At 60.9% G+C, this 20118-nt stretch carries 10 protein-coding genes; 8 read left to right on the forward strand and 2 right to left on the reverse strand.

Annotated features, from left to right (window positions below):
- Positions 1-195: 195 nt before the first annotated feature.
- Positions 196-1884: a ribose 5-phosphate isomerase B gene (gene rpiB / locus QSJ36_RS00525; RefSeq protein WP_285466074.1), complete on the reverse strand. Its 1689-nt coding sequence runs from the start codon at positions 1882-1884 to the stop codon at positions 196-198.
- A gap of 175 nt (positions 1885-2059) precedes the next feature.
- Positions 2060-4279, reverse strand: coding sequence for a carboxy terminal-processing peptidase (locus QSJ36_RS00530; RefSeq protein WP_022396689.1), 2220 nt, complete (start codon positions 4277-4279; stop codon positions 2060-2062).
- A 561-nt stretch (positions 4280-4840) separates the two neighbouring features.
- Here QSJ36_RS00530 and QSJ36_RS00535 point away from each other — a divergent pair.
- The 8 genes from QSJ36_RS00535 (at position 4841) to QSJ36_RS00570 (ending at position 20105) form a co-directional block, all read left to right on the forward strand.
- Positions 4841-5806 (forward strand): phosphatidate cytidylyltransferase, encoded by a 966-nt coding sequence (locus tag QSJ36_RS00535; RefSeq protein ID WP_285466076.1) that lies wholly within the window; start codon positions 4841-4843, stop codon positions 5804-5806.
- Positions 5807-5843: 37 nt separating this feature from the next.
- The gene (hrpB, locus tag QSJ36_RS00540; RefSeq protein WP_285466078.1) at positions 5844-8429 is read left to right on the forward strand and encodes an ATP-dependent helicase HrpB; all 2586 of its coding nucleotides are present in this window, start codon (positions 5844-5846) and stop codon (positions 8427-8429) included.
- A 114-nt stretch (positions 8430-8543) separates the two neighbouring features.
- Positions 8544-10784, forward strand: coding sequence for an inorganic phosphate transporter (locus QSJ36_RS00545; RefSeq protein WP_102722810.1), 2241 nt, complete (start codon positions 8544-8546; stop codon positions 10782-10784).
- Between the two features lie 518 nt (positions 10785-11302).
- Positions 11303-12604, forward strand: coding sequence for a hypothetical protein (locus QSJ36_RS00550; RefSeq protein WP_285466080.1), 1302 nt, complete (start codon positions 11303-11305; stop codon positions 12602-12604).
- Between the two features lie 8 nt (positions 12605-12612).
- Complete coding sequence (locus QSJ36_RS00555) at positions 12613-13995, forward strand: CCA tRNA nucleotidyltransferase (RefSeq protein WP_285466082.1); 1383 nt, start codon at positions 12613-12615, stop codon at positions 13993-13995.
- Between the two features lie 71 nt (positions 13996-14066).
- A complete protein-coding gene (locus QSJ36_RS00560) occupies positions 14067-15791 on the forward strand; it encodes an alpha-amylase family glycosyl hydrolase (protein WP_285466084.1) in 1725 nt (574 codons plus the stop codon).
- Between the two features lie 135 nt (positions 15792-15926).
- Entirely contained in the window at positions 15927-18440 is a 2514-nt protein-coding gene (locus tag QSJ36_RS00565; RefSeq protein ID WP_285466085.1) for an Amuc_1098 family type IV pilus outer membrane protein, read from the forward strand.
- Between the two features lie 21 nt (positions 18441-18461).
- The gene (locus QSJ36_RS00570; protein WP_285466086.1) at positions 18462-20105 is read left to right on the forward strand and encodes a hypothetical protein; all 1644 of its coding nucleotides are present in this window, start codon (positions 18462-18464) and stop codon (positions 20103-20105) included.
- Positions 20106-20118 lie beyond the last annotated feature (13 nt).

The raw sequence follows: 20118 nt of genomic DNA on the forward strand, positions 1-20118 counted from the left end.
AGCCGCCTGTTATATGGCGGCTACAGGGGGTGGGGGAAACATCCCGGCAGATCCTCGCTAGTGTACCGGAGGGAGTTGAACGCGGAAAGGGATGCTCCTTGAAGCAGCTCGCGGCACTTCCCTCTTTTCTTGTGAAAAACGCAAGCCGTCTCATTGCTGGCAATGGGACGGCTTGAACGTGAAAGAGCAATTTGATTAGTGAGGCAGGCGGAAGTTGCGGTTGAAAGCGGAGACTTCCTCCTTGAGCTGGGCGAAGCCTTCCGGATTAGGGCAGACCTGGTCGCCTACGTACAGGGCCAGGGCGCGGGCGATGAATTCCGCTACCTGTTCCACGTCTTTTTCCTTCATGCCGCGGGTGGTCACGGCGGGCGTGCCGATGCGGATGCCGGAGGGCTTCATGGGGGAACCCGTGTCAAACGGGATGGCATTCTTGTTCACGGTGATGCCCACGCGATCCAGGGCTTCCTGCGCGTCCGCCCCGTTGATGCCCTTGTTGCGGAGGTCCACCATGAATACGTGGTTGTCCGTGCCGTTGGAGACGACGCGGAAGCCGAGTTCCGCCATTTTGGCCGCCATGGCCCTGGCGTTTTTCACGACCTGGGCCGCATAGTCCTTGAATTCGGGTTTCAGCGCTTCCCCGAAGCAGGCCGCCTTAGCGGCAATCACGTGCATGAGAGGGCCGCCCTGCATGCCGGGGAAGACGGCGGCGTCAAGCTTCTTGGCGTATTCCTCCTTGCAGATTACGAAGCCGCCGCGCGGGCCGCGCAGGGATTTGTGCGTGGTGGAGGAGACGAAGTCCGCATAGGGAACCGGGTTCGGATGCTGTCCGCCGGCCACCAGGCCCGCGATGTGGGCCATGTCCACGAACAGGTAGGCGCCGCAGGCCTTGGCGATCTGGCCCATGCGTTCAAAGTCGATCGTGCGGGAATAGGCGCTGGCTCCGGCCGTGATCATCTGCGGCTTCACTTCCAGGGCCAGTTTTTCCAGCGCGTCATAGTCGATGGCTTCCGTTTCCTGGGATACGCCGTAGTGAACTACGTTGTACAGCTTGCCGGAGAAGTTCGCGCGGTGGCCGTGGGTGAGGTGGCCGCCGTGGGAAAGGTCCATCGTAAGAATGGTGTCGCCGGGCTTCAATACGGAGAAGTAAACGGCCATGTTGGCCTGGGAGCCGGAGTGGGGCTGCACGTTGGCATGGTCCCCGCCGAAGATTTTCAGCACGCGGTCAATGGCAAGCTGTTCCACCTTGTCCACTACCTCGCAGCCGCCGTACCAGCGCTTGCCGGGATAGCCTTCCGCGTATTTGTTGGTCAGCAGGGAGCCCTGGGCTTCCCGGACGGAGGGGGAGGCGAAGTTTTCAGAGGCGATCAGCTCAATGTTGTTGCTTTCGCGGCGGCCTTCCTCCTGGATGAACGCGGCCAGTTCGGGGTCCGTCCATTGCAGGGGGCTGCCGGAGGATTTGACGACGCGGCGTTCATGGCGGCCGCCTTCAAAGTCCGCGTGCAGCCATGCGTCCAGCACGTCTTCCACGCTTTCATTGTCCACATAGGCGGAGGCCAGGCACAGCAGGTTGGAATCGTTGTGCTGGCGGGAAAGGGCCGCGGCGGGGGCCGTGCGGCAGAGGGCGGCGCGCACGCCCACCCAGCGGTTGGCGGCGATGCTCATGCCGATGCCGGACCGGCAGATGAGGATGCCGCGGTCGTTGGTACCGTCAGCAATGCTGCTTGCGACTTCATTGGCGTAGTCGGAATAATCGCAGGAATTCTTGGTCATGGTACCCATGTCGGTCACTTCATGGCCCCATGCCTTGAGGAGTTCTACTACGGTTTCCTTGAGGTCGACTCCGGCGTGGTCCGCGCCGATGGCAATTTTATATGTCGTATTCATGATGGTGCTCATTGCTGACGGGCAAAGATACTGCCTTATTTCACCCCGGCTGGCAAGTCCCGGATTCATTCCGGCACGTTCCGGAAGGAGCGGCGGCCGCCTTTTACCCCGGAAAAAAAGGGCCCCGGTTCCTGGAGGAAACCGGGGCGAGTGGGAAGGAATGGGGAAGGGACCGTTATTTTCCGGAGGATTCCAGCTTCAACATGTCTTGGACGATGTTGATGCCTTCGCGGAGTTCCGGGTCAAGGCCGGAGGGATATTCCGGGGAGTCGTCCAGTTCCGCCGTGGGGTCTTCCGCCAGGTGCATGAACTGTTCGTTGTCCTTGTCCGGGTCCGCCAGGGGAAGCTCCCTGGCGTTGACGTCGTCCAGCGTCAGGCGGTAAATCTTGTACTTGGTGGCGTCTTCCTTGGCCATTTCCGCAAAGCGGCCCTTGCGTTCCTTGTTGATGGATTTGCGGCGCTCTTCCAGCGTGGAGTTTTCCTGTTCCCGCGTCTTCTTGTTCAGGGAGAGCTTGTTGTCCTTGATGCGCTGCTTCATCATGGCGATGTCTTCCCTGGCAATCTGGAGGTCGCGGTCTTTTTCCACGCGCTTCGCGCTGGCTTCCTTCAATGCGGGCAGCATGGCCGTGATGGAGGAGTCCTTTTTGTAATTGGTGCAGGGCGTGATCTGGTCATAGGGCATCGCGTAGTCCAGAATGTCTTCCCCCAGTTCAAACGCCGCCGTAGCGGTGGGAAGCTGAATGTCGCTCTCCACGCCCTTGAGCTGGGTGGAGCCGCCCGCCACGCGGTAGAATTTCTGGGTGGTGACTTTCAGCAGGCCGGCACGGTCCCTGGCTGCAAAGAAGGGCAGGTACTGGCCGATGTCCACCGGCTGCTGCACGGAACCCTTCCCGAAGGTGGAGTCATCCCCCACGATCACGGCGCGGCCGTAGTCCTGGAGGGCCGCGGCCAGAATTTCAGAGGCGGAGGCGCTGAGCTTGTTGATGAGCACCACAATGGGGCCGTTGAAAAGCTTCTGGCGGTTGTGGGCGGATTTGATGTCCACGTTGCCGCGGGTGTCCTTGATCTGCACCACGGGGCCGTTCCCGGTAAAGAAGCCCGTCATCAGGCGCACTTCCTCCAGGGAGCCGCCGCCGTTGCTGCGCAGGTCAATGACCAGGCCGTCCACGTTTTCCTTGTTCATCCGTTCCAGGATTTTTTTGACGTCCTTGGCGCAGCGGCGGTCGCCGCCTTCCATGTCCGCATAGAAGGAGGGAAGGCTCAGCACGCCGATGCGGTTCTGCCCTTCCGGCGCTCCGGTGAGTTCGATGATTTCGCCCTTGGCGAGTTCGTCCTTCAACGGCACCTTGGAGCGGGTCAGCGTGATGATCTTGGCCTGGCCGGGAGCGTCCGCCGGTTCCACCTTCAGGCGCATCTGGGTGTTTTCAGCCCCGCGGATCATGTCCACCACCTTGTCCAGCTTCAGGAACAGGATGTCCACCATTTCTCCGGAGTTGTTGGAGTCAATGGCCACGATGCGGTCGTTCAGCTTGAGCTCTCCGGATTTGTCAGCCGGACCGCCCACGACGATACCCGTGATTTTGGTGGAGCCGTCGTCTTCACTGCCCAGCAGGGCGCCGATGCCGGTGAGCTCCGTGCCCATGGAAATCTTGAAGCGGTCCACCTGGCGGGCGCCCATGTAGTCCGTGTGCGGGTCATAGGTCATGGCTACTGCGCTGAGCAGGGTTTCCGCCACGTCTTCCAGGTCCGTTTCCTGAATGTTGCGCTGGATGCGTTCATAACGCATGAGCAGTTTTTCCTCCGCAGGCTTTTCATTGGCCAGCGGGTCGGGCTTGTTCTGTTCCTTCGCCAGGCGCGCCACGGTTTCACGGCGCAGGATTTCAGACAGAAGCTGTTCCTCCACCATGTCTTTCCAGACCTGCTGCATTTCCGCCTCATCCTTGGGCCATGCGGCGGTCTTGCGGCGGGAGCGTTCAATGGACCGGTCCTTGTCAAAGGTAAAGCCGCCCTTTTTCAGCAGGTCCCGCGCATAGGCGATGCGCTGCATGGCGCGCTGCCGGTACAGGGCGTGCATGGCCTGGGCCGCGTCCATCATCTGGCCGGACATCAGGTAGTCGTCCAGTTCCCTGCCGTATTTCTTCTTGAGGGCGTCCACGTCCTGCTGGGTGAAAAATATCTTGTTGGGATCCACCTTGCGCAGGTAGGTTTCCAGGAATTTTCCGGACAGTTCGTCGCTGAATTCCTTGCGGGAGAAGTGGAAGTTCTGGAGCAGGAGGGACATTTGCTTGCCCACCTGGTTGAAGTCCGTGGCCGCGGAGGCGCAGGAGGTGATGGCGGCTGCGGCCAGGGCCGAGAATGCTGTAAGTCGAATCCAACGGAATGAGTGCATGTTCATAACGGAAAAGGGTGCGGTTTTCTCCATCAGGGAAAAAAAGCTAGTGCTGGGATGTGAGTGTTACTGATTTGTAGGTGATTGTCTATCTTATAAAACGTCCACATGACGCTATTTTACGCGCCGGGTTTCCGGAAGGGGGAAAGGGCCTGCCGGAGGGCGGAAGAACCCCCGTCCGTCCGGAAGGAACGGCATCCGGCGGGGTTGCAATCCTCTGCGGGTGCAGGGCGCGGGAGAGAGGAAGAAAGAGGCAAATTCATTAGTGGACAAATACACCATAAAGTTTGAAATTCTGTGCGGAAGTCCGGCATTTGTCATATTGGGGCCGTACAGGAAGGAGAACGCGGTTTCCGGAGGCTTTTTCCCGTGCACCGTAGCACCGCCCGCTTGACGGCAGCCTTTTTCTTTTTCCGCCGCCGCATTTCTCCCGGAGCGGGGAAGGCATTCCTTCCTTGTCAGCGGCGGGGGAGGGCCGGACGGAGCGCGGATGTTTCCAGTATGGCCCTGCGGGGAAGGGAGCATTTCAGGATTGAGGTCACGGAGGTTTTCTGTACACTTCGCGTGATGATGAGAACACCGAACCAGGACAAGAAGCCTTCCGGAAGCAAAATGGGCGTTCTGCTGCAGCGTTCATTCAGCACCGTGGTTCTGCTGGGTTTGCTGGCGGGGGCCCTGTGGTGGGACCGTGAACTTGGGTATTACGGGCTGGTCTGCATCTTCTGCATCCTGGCCTCCTGGGAATGGAGGCACATGCTGCTGCGTTCCAGAAAAGCCTGCCAGCCGAACCTGAGCTTTCTTTTCGGCGCGGCGTATCCCGTGCTGCTGTCCTGGGCGTGCTACGTGACCAAGTTCCGGGAAATCGCCCCTACGGAGAATGCCCCGTTCCTGATTCCCCTTCCTCTTCTGGTGGCGCTTGCCGCCCCGGTCCTTCTGGTCGTGATTTCCTTTATCCGTGAAATGAAGTATCCGGTGGTGGGAAGCCGGGCGCTCCGTTCCGTCGGGACCACGCTGCTTTCCTTCATTTATCCCGGCTGGCTGTTCGCCTTTGCCATTCTGGCCCTGCATCTGGCCTATATGAGGGTAGGGTATGTTTATCCGTCCATCGTCATGTGCGTGCTATGGGTCATTCTGGTGACGAAGATGGCGGACATTTTTGCCTATGTCAGCGGGTTCCTGCTGGGAGGCCGCATTTTTTCACGCAGGCTCATTCCCCACATCAGCCCCAAGAAGACGTGGGAGGGCATCCTCGGTTCCTGGGTGCTGACGAATGCGGCGGCCATCGGGCTGGTTTTCCCGATGTTCAGGGTCTCCGTCCTGTCCATGCCCCAGATGCTGGTGCTGGTGGGCTGCGTCTCCTTCATTTTCCTGCTGTCCGTTTACGGGGACCTGGCGGGCTCCCTGGTGAAGCGCAGCCTGGCTATCAAGGATTCCGGCTCCCTGCTGCCGGGGATAGGCGGCATTTTTGATTTGATTGACAGTCCTTCCTTTACCGTGCCGTTCTTCTGGTTCCTGCTGGCCTGCATCGGTTGAACGGCCCGGGCATGAACGGATTCCCCTGTAACCCGGTATGGATTCCCCCTCCCTTCCCATTGAGGAAATCCGCGGAGAATTGCTGGACGCGCTGCAAGCCCCCTCTCCGCGCATCCTGCTGAAAGCGCCCACGGGCTCCGGCAAGTCTACCGGCGTTCCCCCCATGATGGATGACGCCGGGCTGGGGGAACGCGGCCTGATCGTCGTCGTTCAGCCCCGCCGGATGGCCGCGCGCCTGCTGGCGCGCCACGTGGCCCGGTTGCGCGGAGTGGAGCTGGGGAAGGAAGTGGGGTATGTGGTGCGCTTTGAACGGCACATTTCCCCCCGCACCCGCATTGCGTACGTGACGGACGGCATGCTGGAACGCTGGCTGACGGAGCGGCCCGCCCTGGAAGGGGTGAGCGCCGTGGTGTTTGATGAGTTTCACGAACGGAGCCTCTCCGGAGATTTGTCCCTGGGGCGCGTATTGGACTTGCAGGAAGGCCCGCGCCCGGACATGGCCGTGGCGGTGATGTCCGCCACGCTGGAAATATCCGGCCTGCGGGATTACATGGGCGCCTCCTGCCGGGTGCTGGAGGCGCACGGAAGGCAGTATCCCGTAGAAACCGTTTACCGGGCTCCCCGGCTGGTCAGCGATGGACGCGGCAGGGTATCCCCCCCTCCGGTATGGGAGCAGGCGGCGGACGCCGTGAAGGAGGCGGTGAAGGATGACGCCTGCGGGGACGTGCTGGTATTCATGCCGGGCGTGTATGAAATCCGGAAAACGGCGGAGTTGCTGGCAGGCAGGCTGTGGATGGGCGGCCGGGACGTTTTTCCTCTTTACGGAGCGTTGACCCCGGAACAGCAGAATCGCGCCGTGGAGCAGGGGAAAAATCCCCGCGTCATCGTTTCCACTAATGTAGCGGAAACCTCCCTGACGATTGAGGGGGTGCGCACGGTGATTGATTCCGGTCTGGTGCGCCGGTCCGGCTGGGACCCCTACAGGGGCATGGATACGCTGCACCTGACGAAGATTTCCAAGGCGTCCGCCGCCCAGCGCGCGGGCCGTGCCGGGCGCGTGGCTCCGGGCCGCTGCTTCCGGTTGTGGAGTGAGGCGGAGCAGGCGCGGAAGGCGGATTTTGATCCGCCCGAATGTTTCCGGGTGGATCTGGCGGGGGCCGTGCTGAATCTGGCCGCGTGGGGCATAACCGCGCCGGAAGGGTTCCGCTGGCTGGATGCGCCGGACCCCCTGGTGATGCAGCGGGCCGTGAACCTGCTGGCCGCCCTGGGAGCTACGGAGGCGGACGGGAGCCTGACGGACGTGGGAAGAAGGATGACCGCTTTTCCTCTGCCGCCGCGGCTGGCGCGCCTGATGGCGGCCGGGCAGGATGAACAGTGCGTGGTGGAGCTTGCCGCCATTGCGGCCCTGATGCAGGGGGAGGGCGTAGCGATGAAGGGCGGCTTGAACGACAACCTGCGCGATTCTGCGGACTATACGGATTTTCAGGCGGAGTGGCGCGCGGTGGAAAAGGCTGTGGACGCCGGGTTTGAGGCGGGGGCGTGCACCCGCTGGGGCATTTCCGCCCGCGGGGCGCGGGAAGTGTGGATGGCGTACCGGCAGCTTTTGTCCATCGGCAGCCGGGGGAAATCCCGGGAAATGCCGGAGCCGGATTTCACGGCGGCGCGGCCTGCCGTGGTCCGCGCCATGATGGAGAGCTTTGCTGACCATGTGGGCGTACGGAACGGAGTGGCCGCCAACACGTGCCGCATGGCCGGCGGCGTGGGGGGCAGGCTGGCGGAAGGCAGCGTGGCGTTCCACGGGGAGCATTTTGTGGCGGCGGAGGTGGCGGAGTTGTCCGGAAAGGCGGTGGAAACCCGTGTGGGCCGCTGTACGCTCATTGACCCGGAGGAGCTGCGCGCCGTCTGGCCGGAGCGTTTTTCCGGCGGGGAGGCGGCCGTCTTTGACGCCGCGCTGCGCCGCGTGCGCCTGCACCGGAGACTGATGTATGAAGACCTGGTGCTGGAAGACCGGGACCGCGGGGACGCTCCGCCGGAGCTGGCCGCCCCCATTCTGGCGGAAAGGGTGGTGGACGGAACCTTGAAGCTGGTGAAATGGGATGACGCCGTGGAGCAGTGGATACGCCGCCTGAATGGTTTAAGCGTCTGGATGCCGGAACTGGAACTCCCCCGTTTTTCAGAGGAAGACAAGCTGGTTGCCATCTCCCTGGTTTGCGAGGGAGCCGTGGGCTACAAGGACATCAAGGAGAGGGAGATCATTCCCGTGCTCCGGGACTGGCTCTCCGGCTGGCAGGCGAAGGCGCTGGACGATTACGCTCCGGTGAGCCTCACGCTGACCAACGGCCAGCACGCGAAAGTGAGGTACGGGGAGGATTCCACGCCTGTGATCGGCCTTACGGTGCAGCGGCTGTTCGGCGTGGCGGCGTCTCCGCGCATTGCCAACGGCTCCGTGACCGTGAAGGTGGAGGTATTGGCCCCCAGCCAGAGGCCTTGGCAGGTGACGGGCTCCCTGGAAAGCTTCTGGCGGAACGGCTACGGCCAGATGAAAAAAGACTTGGCGGGGCGCTATCCCCGGCACCGCTGGCCCGATCCTGAAGAGCTGGATTTCCTCCCCCGTTCCCGTTGAGAAGGCGAAAGGATTTTTCTGTAACAAAACAGTAGCAAAATCGTCCGTTTCCGTGTAAAGAGGCGGTGGTGCAGCTCGCGGACGCCCTCCGCCCACCATTCACAAGAGACAGTTATGGACTCAATTTACTGGATTATCATCGTAGCCCTGCTGCTTCTGGCGGCATTTGACCTGATCAACGGCGTAGCGAATGACGCCGTCAACTTCCTCAACTCCGCCATTGGTTCCAAGGCCGCCCCCGTGCGGGTGATCCTGACCGTGGCTTCCATCGGCGTGCTGGTGGGCGCCTGCTTCTCCGGCGGCATGATGGAGGTGGCCCGCAACGGCATTTTTCACCCGAACATGTTCAGTTACCACGAAGTGATGCTGCTCTTCCTGGGGGTGATGATCAGCGAGGTGATACTCCTGGATACCTTCAATACATTCGGCCTTCCCACGTCCACCACCGTTTCCCTGGTGTTCGGCATTCTGGGCTCCGCCGTGGCGACGGCCCTGTTCAAGATTTCCAAGCTTCACATGACGCAGTCCGTGTGGGACTTCATCAATACGGACAAGGCGTTTGAAATCGTCACCGGCATTCTCCTTTCCGTAGCCATCGCCTTCACGGTGGGCACCATCGTCATGTGGGTTTCCCGCCTGGCGTTTACGTTCAAATACCAGTCCCGCTTCAAGTGGTTCGGCTGCTTCTGGTGCGGCATCGCCATGACGGCGGTGGCCTACTTTGCCGTGTTCAAGGGCTTGAAGGAATCCACTCTGATGGAGCCTTCCTTCATTCAATACATTGACCAGAACCTGGGCATGGCCCTGCTGGTGGCCTTCGGCGGTTTTTCCGTGCTCATGTTCCTGCTCCAGCACCTGTTCATGACGAACATCCTGCGCCTGACCGTGCTGGCCGGCACCTTCTCCCTGGCCCTGGCCTTTGCGGGCAACGACCTCGTGAACTTCATCGGCGTGTTCATGGGCGGCCTGGATTCCTTCCAGTACGCCACAGGCGTAGTGGAGGCCGGCGGCTCCGCCTCCTCCATCACCGCCATGGAATGCCTGATGCCCGGGCAGGGCGTTCCGGTGAACCATTACATTCTTTTTGCCGCCGGATGCATGATGATTTTTGCGCTGTGGTTCTCCAAGAAGGCGAAGACGGTGATCGCCACCGGCGTGGAGCTTTCCCGGCAGGGTGAAGGAGGCATTGAACGCTTCGGCTCCGTTCCCCCCGCCCGCGCCATCGTGCGCAGCGCCATCGCGCTGGGGCGCGGGGTGAAAAAGCTTATCCCCGCCCGCATGCTGGTGCGCATGAACCATCAGTGGGATGCTGCCCCGCAGCCACTGAACCCCAAGGACCGCGTGGCTTTTGACCTGATCCGCGCCACGGTGAACCTGACGGTGGCTTCCCTGCTGATCGCGTGGGCCACGGGCAAGCAGCTCCCCCTTTCCACCACATACGTGACGTTCATGGTAGCCATGGGTTCCTCCCTGGCGGACAAGGCGTGGGGCAGGGAAAGCGCGGTTTACCGCGTGACCGGCGTACTAACCGTAATCTCCGGCTGGTTCATGACCGGCCTGGCCGCCTTCACGCTGGCCGCCGTCATGGCGACCGTCCTGCACTACGGGCAGGTGTACGCCATCTTCGGGCTGCTGGCCCTGGTGGTCGTCATCCTGGTGAAATCCACCATCATGCACCGCAAGCGGGAGAACAAGCTTTCCGTAGAGCGTTTTGACCAGATTACGGAGGAAAACATTCTGGACGTGTGCAGCCACCAGGTCGTGGACAGCACGCTCAAGCTGCGGGAAATCTACAATGACACCGTGGAAAACTTCTTCCAGGGGGACCGGAAGGCCCTGAAAGAGCTAGCGGACGCCGCGGAACGCCTGGCCCTGACCAGCAGCGAGCACCACAAGTATGACATTCTCCCCATCCTGTACAAGATGCAGTCCCGTTCCCTGGACATGGGCTACCACTTCGTGCAGGCCCTGGAGCATTTGAACGAAGCCACGCAGAGCCTGGCGCAGTTTTCCGAGTCCATCTTCACGTATGTGGACAACAACCACACGCCGTTCACGATTGACCAGGTGGACGACTTGAAGGAGGTGCATACCGCTCTCATGAAGCTTCTGGATGAATACTGCAAGATGCTCCAGACGGGAACGTACATCCAGTTCGACTATACCATGGTGGCCCAGGAACAGCTCCTTCAACTGGTGGCAAAGGCCACCAAGCGCCAGATCAAGCGCGCCCAGCGCAACCAGACGCGCACCCGTTCCTCCCTCCTTTATCTGAACATGCTTAATGAAATGAGGTTCATGGCCGTGCAGGTGCGGGCCCTGACCAATGACGAACGCAACTTCGTGGCGGCGTAAGGCGGCGGGGAACCGGGCTTTTTGCATGAAAAGGAAAGAAAAATCTTGAGCGTTTGGTTCATGCAAGTATGCTGAATGGACAGGGGTGTTCGATAAGGAAGGAACGAGAGCCTTCCGAATCACCAGGAACGACCCTGATTTCATAGGTAGTTAGTTGGAGCGGCTGCGGAAGGAATTCCGCAGCCGCTTTTTTGCCCCCGCAGGAGGGGGGCGGACCTTGTGTCATACAAAAGAAGGAATGTTTGAACATATTTCCCGCCCGGCTGTCTCACCCATAACGGTTATGATCCGGATGCAGTGAAAGAGAGAGCACTTCATCCACTTAAGGACTCAACCGTCTTCATAGGTAGTTAGTTGAACAGCAGCCCCGGCGAAGGGATTCGCCGGGGTTTGTTCGTCTCCGGATGGCGCGTTCCGCGCCGTAAACGGCTGGAAGGAAGCGGGGAAGGAAGAATAGGAGGCGTTTTGCCGCGGGGTTTGATTGACGAGCGGGACGCATCAGGGCATAGTGGCAGGGTATGAAGAGAGCGTTTTGCGTGATAGCCGGTGCATGCAGCCTGCTTGGATGGGCTCCGGCGGACGAGGCAGGCATGAAGAATGCGCTGGCGGACTGGCAAATGAGGCAGTCCGACTGGGAATCCGCATTCAAAACGGCTGAGAGCGATGAAAAAAGAGCGGAACTGATGGAGAGCCGTCCGAATGCCATTCCGGTGGCGCAGGAATTGTGGAGGCAGGTGGGGAGGGACCTTCAAAAGCCCGAGACTCAAAAACCCTACCTTCTCCCGGCTGTCATTTGGTTTCTGGACCATCCCCAGGCCGTGGCGCAGGCTTTCCCCAACGGAGACGTTGCCAGGAAAATTGTCGTGCTTTGCCTGGACTCCCTGGAAAATACCCTGTTCCGGGAAAAGGGAGCGGGAAAAGCGGCGTATGCGTTGAGCAACTCCCGCGACCTGCGCTGCCGCGTTATTCTGGAACAAATCAAGGATTACAACCAGTTTCCGGAAGACCAGGGGCTGTCCGCCCTGGGGCTGGCCATGGTGATGAAGGAAACGACGGGAATGCTCCAGGATGACGTCAGGCTGGTGGCGGCACGCGGAAAGCTGCTGAAAGACGCCATCATCAAATGCTATGATTCCAGCTTCGGTCCCGTTCCGGTCCGGAATCTGGTGAAGGAAGAGCTGTATGAAATACGCAATCTCAACATTGGACAGACCGGGCCCAAAATAAGCCTGCCTTCCACCGCCGCGGGCGCGGAAGTGACGGTCCCCTCCGGGGACAAGCCCATGCTGCTGGTTTTCTGGGATCCCCGGGATGTGCGCTCTGTCCAGTTTTTGCAAAAGGCCGTTTCCCTACGGAAGGAATTTCCGGGCCTGACGGTCATGCCGGTGGCCCCCGGAAACAATGAGGACGTGAAAAAGGCCCTGCTGAATTTGGAGATGGATACTCCCTCCCTGGTAGATGAAAAGGCGGCGGCGTTCAAGGATTACCGCGTGATGCTCACGCCGCGGGTGTACCTGCTGGACCCTGCGGGGAAAATCCTGATGCGCGGCACGCCGGACATGCTGTTTGACGCGAATCTGTACGCGGTCATGGGCAAGCTGGAAGGGAAAAAGAATGGAAAGGCGGACGAGAAAAAGGCCCCGGCCGCCCCCGCTGCCGTGAAGCCGGCTCCGCTGCCGGCCAGGATCAACTCTCCGGATACGCGCATTCCCTCCGTTCCGCAGCCTGCCGCGCCCCGGCCAGCGGCCCCGCCTGCTTCCTCCGGTGCGGAGCAGCCCTCTTCTCTTTCCGCTCCCCCCTTGCGGCCCATGCCCGAATAGCCTGTTCCATGGAAAATATTCCATTGAGAAAGGCCGCGGAGGCTGTGGCGCGCGTGCTGGCCGGAGCGGGGCACACGGTGTATTTTGTGGGAGGCTGCGTCCGGGACAGGCTGCTGGGATATCCCGTGAAGGACATTGACATTGCCACCTCCGCCCGTCCGGACGAGGTGTTGCGCCTGTTCCCGGACGCCTGGGAAGTGGGCGCCGCCTTCGGCGTGGTGCTGGTGCGCCGTGGCGGTTTCTCCTTTGAAGTGGCTACGTTCCGCAGGGACGGCAGCTACAGGGACGGCAGGCGCCCGGAATCCGTCTGCTTCACGGATGCGGAGGAGGACGCCCGGCGTCGTGATTTTACCATGAACGGCCTCTTGGAAGATCCGTTTTCCGTTCCTCCGGGTTATGTGGTGGATTATGTGGGCGGCGTGGAAGACATCCGGGCCCGCGTGCTGAGGTGCATCGGGGAGCCGGACCGCCGTTTTGAGGAGGACTCCCTCCGGCTGATGCGCGCCGTCCGTTTCGCCGTTACCAGGGAAGTGCGGGTGGAAGCGGAAACTTATGCCGCCATTTGCAGGAACGCCCCGCTGCTGGCCCGCATCGCGCCGGAGCGCATCCGGGAGGAACTGGACCGGATTCTATTGTCTCCAGGAAGGAAACGGGGCGTGGAAATGCTGGTGGAAACGGGGCTGATGAAGCATGTTATTCCAGAGGTATACGGCATGATCGGCTGCACGCAGCCTCCCCAGTGGCACCCGGAGGGGGACGTGTACACCCATACGCTGATGATGCTGGACGCGCTGGGGAAGGACGGCGCCCCCGTGTCTCTGGAGCTGGCCCTGGGCGTGCTGCTGCATGATGTCGGAAAACCTCCCTGCCGCCAGGTGGATGAAACGGGGCGCATCCGTTTTTCCGGTCATGACAAGGAGGGCGCCTCCATGGCGCGGGACATTTTAAGGAGACTGAAATATTCCAATGCCGTGATTGATGCGGTGTGCGCCATGGTGGAGCGCCACATGCGCTTCATGAACGTGCAACAGATGAAGAAGTCCACCCTGCGGATGTTCATGAGCGCTCCGCATTTCAGCGACGAGCTGGAGCTTCACCGCCTGGACTGCCTTTCCTCCAACGGATTGATGGACAACTGGCAGTTTGTCCGGGACGCCATGGATTCCTACCGGGACGCACCCCTGGTGCCTCCGCCCCTGGTGACCGGGCGCGATCTGCTGGACCTGGGGCTGCCCCCCGGTCCCGATTTCAGGAAATGGCTGTCCCGTTTGCAGGAGCTCCAGTTGGAAGGAACGCTCCGGACCAGGAAGGAGGCCCTGCTGATGCTGGGGCAAATTGCCCCGGTGGAACAGAATACACTTGCAGAGTACCTGGAAAAGTTAGCATTATAGGCCGCAAGACCTCATCCTTTCAGCTCATGCGCCCGGTCATTTATCAACTGTTTGTCCGCCATTTCTCCAACATGGAAACCCATGGGGTGGACTGGGGGACCCGGGAGACGAACGGGTGCGGCACCTTTAACGGCGTGACGGACAAGGCCCTGAGGGAAATAGCCCGGATGGGCTTTACCCACATCTGGCTGACCGGGGTGCTGAGGCACGCCACGCAGACGGCCTATCCCGAGCTGCCCGCCCAGCCGGAATCCATCGTAAAAGGCCTGGCCGGCAGTCCCTATGCGGTGGTGGATTATTTTGACGTGGACCCGGACCTGGCCTCCATGCCGGAAAAAAGAATGGAGGAGTTCAAGACACTCGTGAAACGCTGCCGAACGGTGGGGCTGGTGCCGTTGATCGACTTCATCCCCAACCATGTTTCCCGCGCCTACCTGGCGGACTGGGACGGGCATGACGATTTTGGAGAAGGGGACGACCACCATACGTTTTTTTCTCCGGAGCAGGGGTACTTTTACCTGACCTCCAACAGCCCGGGGGACGGCCCCCCCCTGCATCTGCCGGACGGCCTGTTTGAAGGGGAAATGACCTTCGGCCGCGTCACGGGCAACAATGCCGTGACATGGAACCCCACCAAGTATGACTGGTATGAGACGGTCAAACTCAACTACGGCTATAACTTCATGGCCGGACTGCCGGCCCTGCGCCTGCTGCCGGACTGGACCAGCCCCAAGCAGCACGTGCCCAAGACCTGGCGCATCATGGACGACATCCTTTCCTTCTGGCAGGGCCTGGGCATCGGCGGTTTCAGGTGCGACATGGCCCAAATGATCCCCATGGCCTTCTGGAAATGGGCCATTTCCCGTTCCCGCGTCCGTCTGCCTGACGTGTTTTTCATGGCGGAGGCGTACAACGACCACATGAAGACCACTCCCGGCGATCCCTGCGCCGCGCTGCTGGATGCCGGGTTCAATGCCGTTTACGATTCCGATTGCTACCATCTGGCGCTCCACATGTACACGGAGAATAACTGGGCCAACGATTTCGACCGTCTTTTCCGCAGCAACCCCAAGTACATGACCAACGGCGTCCGCTATGTGGAGAACCATGATGAAACGCGCGTGTGCTCCCCGCTCTCCTGGGGCGGCGTGGGGCGTACCGTCCTGCCGGCCATCATGACGCTGGTGTACGCGTCCGGTCGCGGTCCCGTGCTGGTGTACAACGGGCAGGAAGTAGGAGAGAGGGCGGAAAGTCCCGGCGGCTACGGCGGCCATGACGGCCGCACCAGCATTTTTGACTACACCTGCCTGCCCCAGCTCCAGCCCTGGGTGGCGGACGGACGGTTTGACGCCTCTCTGCTGCCGGAGGACTCCGCGGAGCTGAGGAACTTTCATCAGCGGCTGCTTCCCCTGATGCAGCATCCGGCGCTGGACCGCGGGGATTTTTACGGCCTGAACTGGGCCAACATGAAAAACACCACCTTTGGCAGGGAACCTGCGGAAGACACCTCCGGCCACTGGGTGTACGCCATGCTCCGGCATGATGCCCGTGCCAGGGCCACCGTGCTGGTGGTGGGGAACCTTTCCCCGGAGATCAACTTCTACAACCTCCGCATTTCCATTCCCCAGCACGCCTTCGGCTGGTGCGGCATCCAGACGGACCGCGTGCGTGTCAGGAACCTGATGGCCGGAGAGGGGGAAGACCGGGTTTTTGACCGGAAGGAACTGATGGAACGCGGGCTTCCCCATCCCCTGAAACCGGGGCATGTGGGCGTGCTGGAACTCTCTGCCGTTTAAAGGCGCATTCCCTCCGGAGGGGTGCGGCTGCTCTTTCCGATATTTTTTGCTCTGCTGGGCGTTTTTATAATGACGGGCGGTTTTTAATTCGGTATAGTCCCGGAAATTCCTATGACTAGACGTTTCCCTCACTCCATGTCTGCCATTCAGCAAATTGCCCTGGCGCTTGCCGTTGCCGGTATTGGAGCCGGCCAGGGGCTGGCCCAGGAAGGAGCAGGGGCCGCCCGCCGGACTGCGGCCCGGATGGAAGAGCAGGCCCAGGCTTCCATGCTGCTGCTGGGGCAGGCGCGTCAGCTGTATTCCGAGGGCAAGTACCAGGAAGCCCTGGACAATTACCGCAGGAGCCTGACCGCGCTGCCCAAGTCCCCCAACATGGAGAAGCGGCGCCGTTTTCTGGAAACCAGCATTGCGGACGCCAGCGTGGCCGTGGCGCAGGAATACATCAAGGTGGGGCGTTACGACGAGGCCGTCAAGCTGCTGGAAGATGCCTTGAAAGCCACGCCGGACCATGCCCTGGCCAAGCGCACGCTGGAAATAGCCCGGGACCCGGTTCGCACGAATCCGGCCCTATCCCCGGAACACGTCAAGAACGTGGAGGAAGTCAACCGCCTGCTTCGCCTGGCTTACGGCTATTATGAACTGGGCCAGTATGATGCGGCCCTGAAGGAATTTACCTCCGTCCTCCAGACGGACCCTTACAACACGGCGGCGCGGCGCGGCATGGAGCTGGTCAACCGCGCCAGAACCGCTTACTTTGACGCTGCCAGGGATGAAACCCGGAGCAGCGCCCTGGCGGACGTCTCCAAGCTGTGGGAGATGCCCGTTCCCCTGACGGAAACGCCGGAGGAACCCGCTTCCTTCTCCCAGCCGCTGGACAATCCGGTGGTGAATGTGGACCAGAAGCTGGGCATGATCCGTCTGCCCCGCGTGCAGCTGGACGGCGCAACGGTGCAGGAAGCCGTGGACTATCTGCGCAGCCTGGCCAGGACGCATGATACAACGGCCATGACGACGGCGGAGCGCGGCGTGAACATTTCCGTGGACCCCGGTCCTGCGGACAGCGTTTCCGCCAAGGAGACCGCCGGCAAGAGAATTACGCTTAATCTTCAAAACGTGCCGCTCCGCGACGCCCTGGAATACGTGGCGCGCGCTTCCGGCCTCATTCTGCGCACGAACGCCTTTGGCGCGGAGCTGGTATCCAGTTCTGACGGCACCTCCTACATGGTGACCAAGGCCATTGCCCTTCCTCCGGGCTTCTTCTCCGGCCTGTCGGAATCCTCCGATTCGGAAAATGCCGATCCCTTCGGTTCCGGGGATGCCGGTTCTTCCAGCATGACCCTGAAACGGGTGGACCCGCAGAAGGCCCTGGCCTCCCTGGGCGTGAAATTCCCGGAAGGCAGCTTCATCAAATACAACTCGGGCAACTCCACCCTCCTTTTCCACGGCACGCCCAAGGATTTGAGCATGCTGGAGGAGCTGGTGGCGTCCAAGACGGCGGAACAGCCCCTGCAGGTGGTTGTCAGCGCGACGTTCCTGGAAGTCAATCAGACGGACCTGGAAGAATTGGGCTTCAACTGGATCGTGAACCTGAACCTGGACCCCTCCAAGTGGTTCATGGGCGGTGCGGGCACCAACAAGAATGACTACAACAACACCGTGCTGGACAGCGCCGCCAGCGTGGTCGGAGCCGCCGTCCCGGCAGGAGTGGTGGGTGGACTGAGGTCCGGCAACCAGGTTTTTACGGAAGACAGCATTGACGGCATGATTGAGCGCGGTTCCTCCGCCAGAAGCACCGGCGTGGCCTACGTTCCCGGCGGTGCGCCCAGCATCGTCACCATGCGCGGCATGTGGAGCCAGGCGGACATCACGATGATCATGCGCGGCCTGAGCCAGAAGAAAGGCACGGACATCATGCAGCATCCTTCCGTGATTGTGCGCCCAGGGGAAAAAGCCACCTTCTTCAGCGGCAAGGAACTGATTTACCCCACGGAATACGATCCGCCCGAAGTTCCCAACAGCACGGGCAACAACAATAACGGAGACGACTGGGGCGACTATGATGACGATGGCGGAGACCGCCTGCCGGTCATGCCCATCACGCCCGCCCACCCATCCGCCTATGAAACCAGGCAGCTCGGCACGGTATTCAACGTGGAGGTAACCGGCATCAGCGATGACAAATCCATCGTGGAAATGACCGTAGTGCCGGAAATCGTGGACTTTGACGGCTTCATCAACTACGGTACGCCGCTCTTCGTCCCCGTGGCCTCCCAGGAGAAAAATGCGAAGGAAGACATCGTCATGGTGAAGGCTTCCGACAACTTCATTCTCCAGCCCGTATTCTCCACGCGCCGCCTGACCGCTCCGGTACGCATTGCCACCGGCAGCACGCTCGTCATCGGCGCCTTGAAAAAATCCACCTCCATCACGTATGAGGATAAAATCCCCATTCTGGGGGATATTCCCTGGGTGGGCCGCCTTTTCCGCTCCAAGGGATCCAAGGAAGAGCGCAAGGCCATCATCATCATGGTGAAGGCGGAAGTGGTGGACCCGGGCGGCAAGCAGCTTTACACGCCGGGCACCGCCGTTCCGGATGAGGAAGCTCCGGCAGGGCTCGCGCCTCTTCCCGCCCTCAGCAATGCCCAGTAACCTTTAACCGGATTAAGACTATTGAAGAACAGTGATTCCGATCCTGAGTCCTCTTCTTCCTCCCAGGGGGCGGACAATATCATGCGCCAGCTGCATGCCTCGGATTCCCAGGGCGTGGAGCGAAAGAGGGAAGTAGTGGTGCGCCCGGACGGCAGCAAGGTCATCCGTGTGGAAAAACGCCGGCGGACCTACAATGACGACCACGGGGACGCCAAGCAGGCCGTGCTGAAAAACAAGCGTTTCCTCATTGGCCTCTGCATCCTGGTCCTGCTGGTTGTGGGCGCCCTGGCGGGAACGTACATGTACCGCCTGACTTCCTTCAATACGGAGGAATTCGCCGGGCGGCTGCAATCGGACCTCTCCGCCGCCTGGGGCGGGAAGGTGGAAGCCTCCGGCATGGCGATGGACGGCCTTTCCATGAAGGCCGCCCGCATCAAGGTCACTTTCCCGCAGGATTCCTGTCTGTCTTTTGTAATGATGGAAGGCGTTTCCGGAGAAATCTCCGCCACGTCCCTGTTCATGGGAAAAATCAAGGGGGAAAGCCTGAACATGGCCAAGGTCACGATTGGCCTGCGCCCCGGATTCTCCAAATTTGCCGTGCCGCAGACGAAGCGGGAACTCCCGTTCGTCTTCCGGCGGTACACCTCTCCGCGCCTGGAGGTAGGTTACGCCCACAAGACGGAGGAATTTACCCTGGAGCGGAATGACGGCCCCTTCTACATGACGGCGGAAGCCTACATCCGCACGTCCGGAGACGGTACGGAACCGGAATACGTGCTGGATCTGTCACAGCAAAAGCTGAAAATCAAGGGCTGGCCTCTGATGGGCGTCGACTCCGGCTCCATCATTTTAAACGGAAACGGCGTCAAGCAGCTCACCTTCTCCGGTTTTCTGGACAAGGGGCGCCTGCTCAACAAGCCTACGGACCTCAGCCCCTTCATGATTACGGGGAATTTCCTCCTGGGTACGGATTTCCGCCACCAGGCCTGGACCCTGACGGGCAGGAATTTTGACCTCCTCTCCCTGGTGGGGGATGACTTCGCTTCCTTCCTCAAGGTACAGATGGGGGAACAGGAAGTGGATGAAAAGCATGAATTGAAGCTGGACTTTGCGCTGCCCGTGACGGACGAACAGAAAAGGCCCTCCGTAAAAGGGTACAGCGGTTCCGTCATCAAGGCGACCATGCTCAGGCTGCCCGTCCTGCGCCTGCTGGCGGCCATGACCGCCCGGAACACGGAAATAAGGCTGCCTTACTCTTCCCCAGTCTTTACGTCCGGCTCCTTTCTGCTGGAAAGCGACGGAACGGACCGTTCCGCCTCCCTGAAAGAGATTTCCCTGTTTGAGCAGGGTTTCCTGGGAGTGACCGGGGTTCTGTACAGCAACGGTTCCGCCGTGACGGGAGAGCTGGTCTTTAAAATCCCCTCCTACATGGTGGATAGCCGCCGCCTGCCGTCCGGCGTTACGCAGGAGGGGCATGAAATCATTCTCCCCGTGAAAATTTCCGGTACGCCGGCATCCCCGCAGGACAACTCCGCCGGCATGCTCCAGGAAGTGGAGCCGCGCGCGGATCGTCCGGGAATGGGGACTGCCCCCTCCCGCGGAACGGCTCTTCCCGCTCCGTCAAGTACCCCGCCCGCCCGCATTACGGTGGACGGATTCATGTGATATTGCCGAGGAT

The organism is Akkermansia sp. NBRC 115031, assembly GCF_030268505.1.
Taxonomy (GTDB): Bacteria; Verrucomicrobiota; Verrucomicrobiia; order Verrucomicrobiales; family Akkermansiaceae; genus Akkermansia; species Akkermansia massiliensis.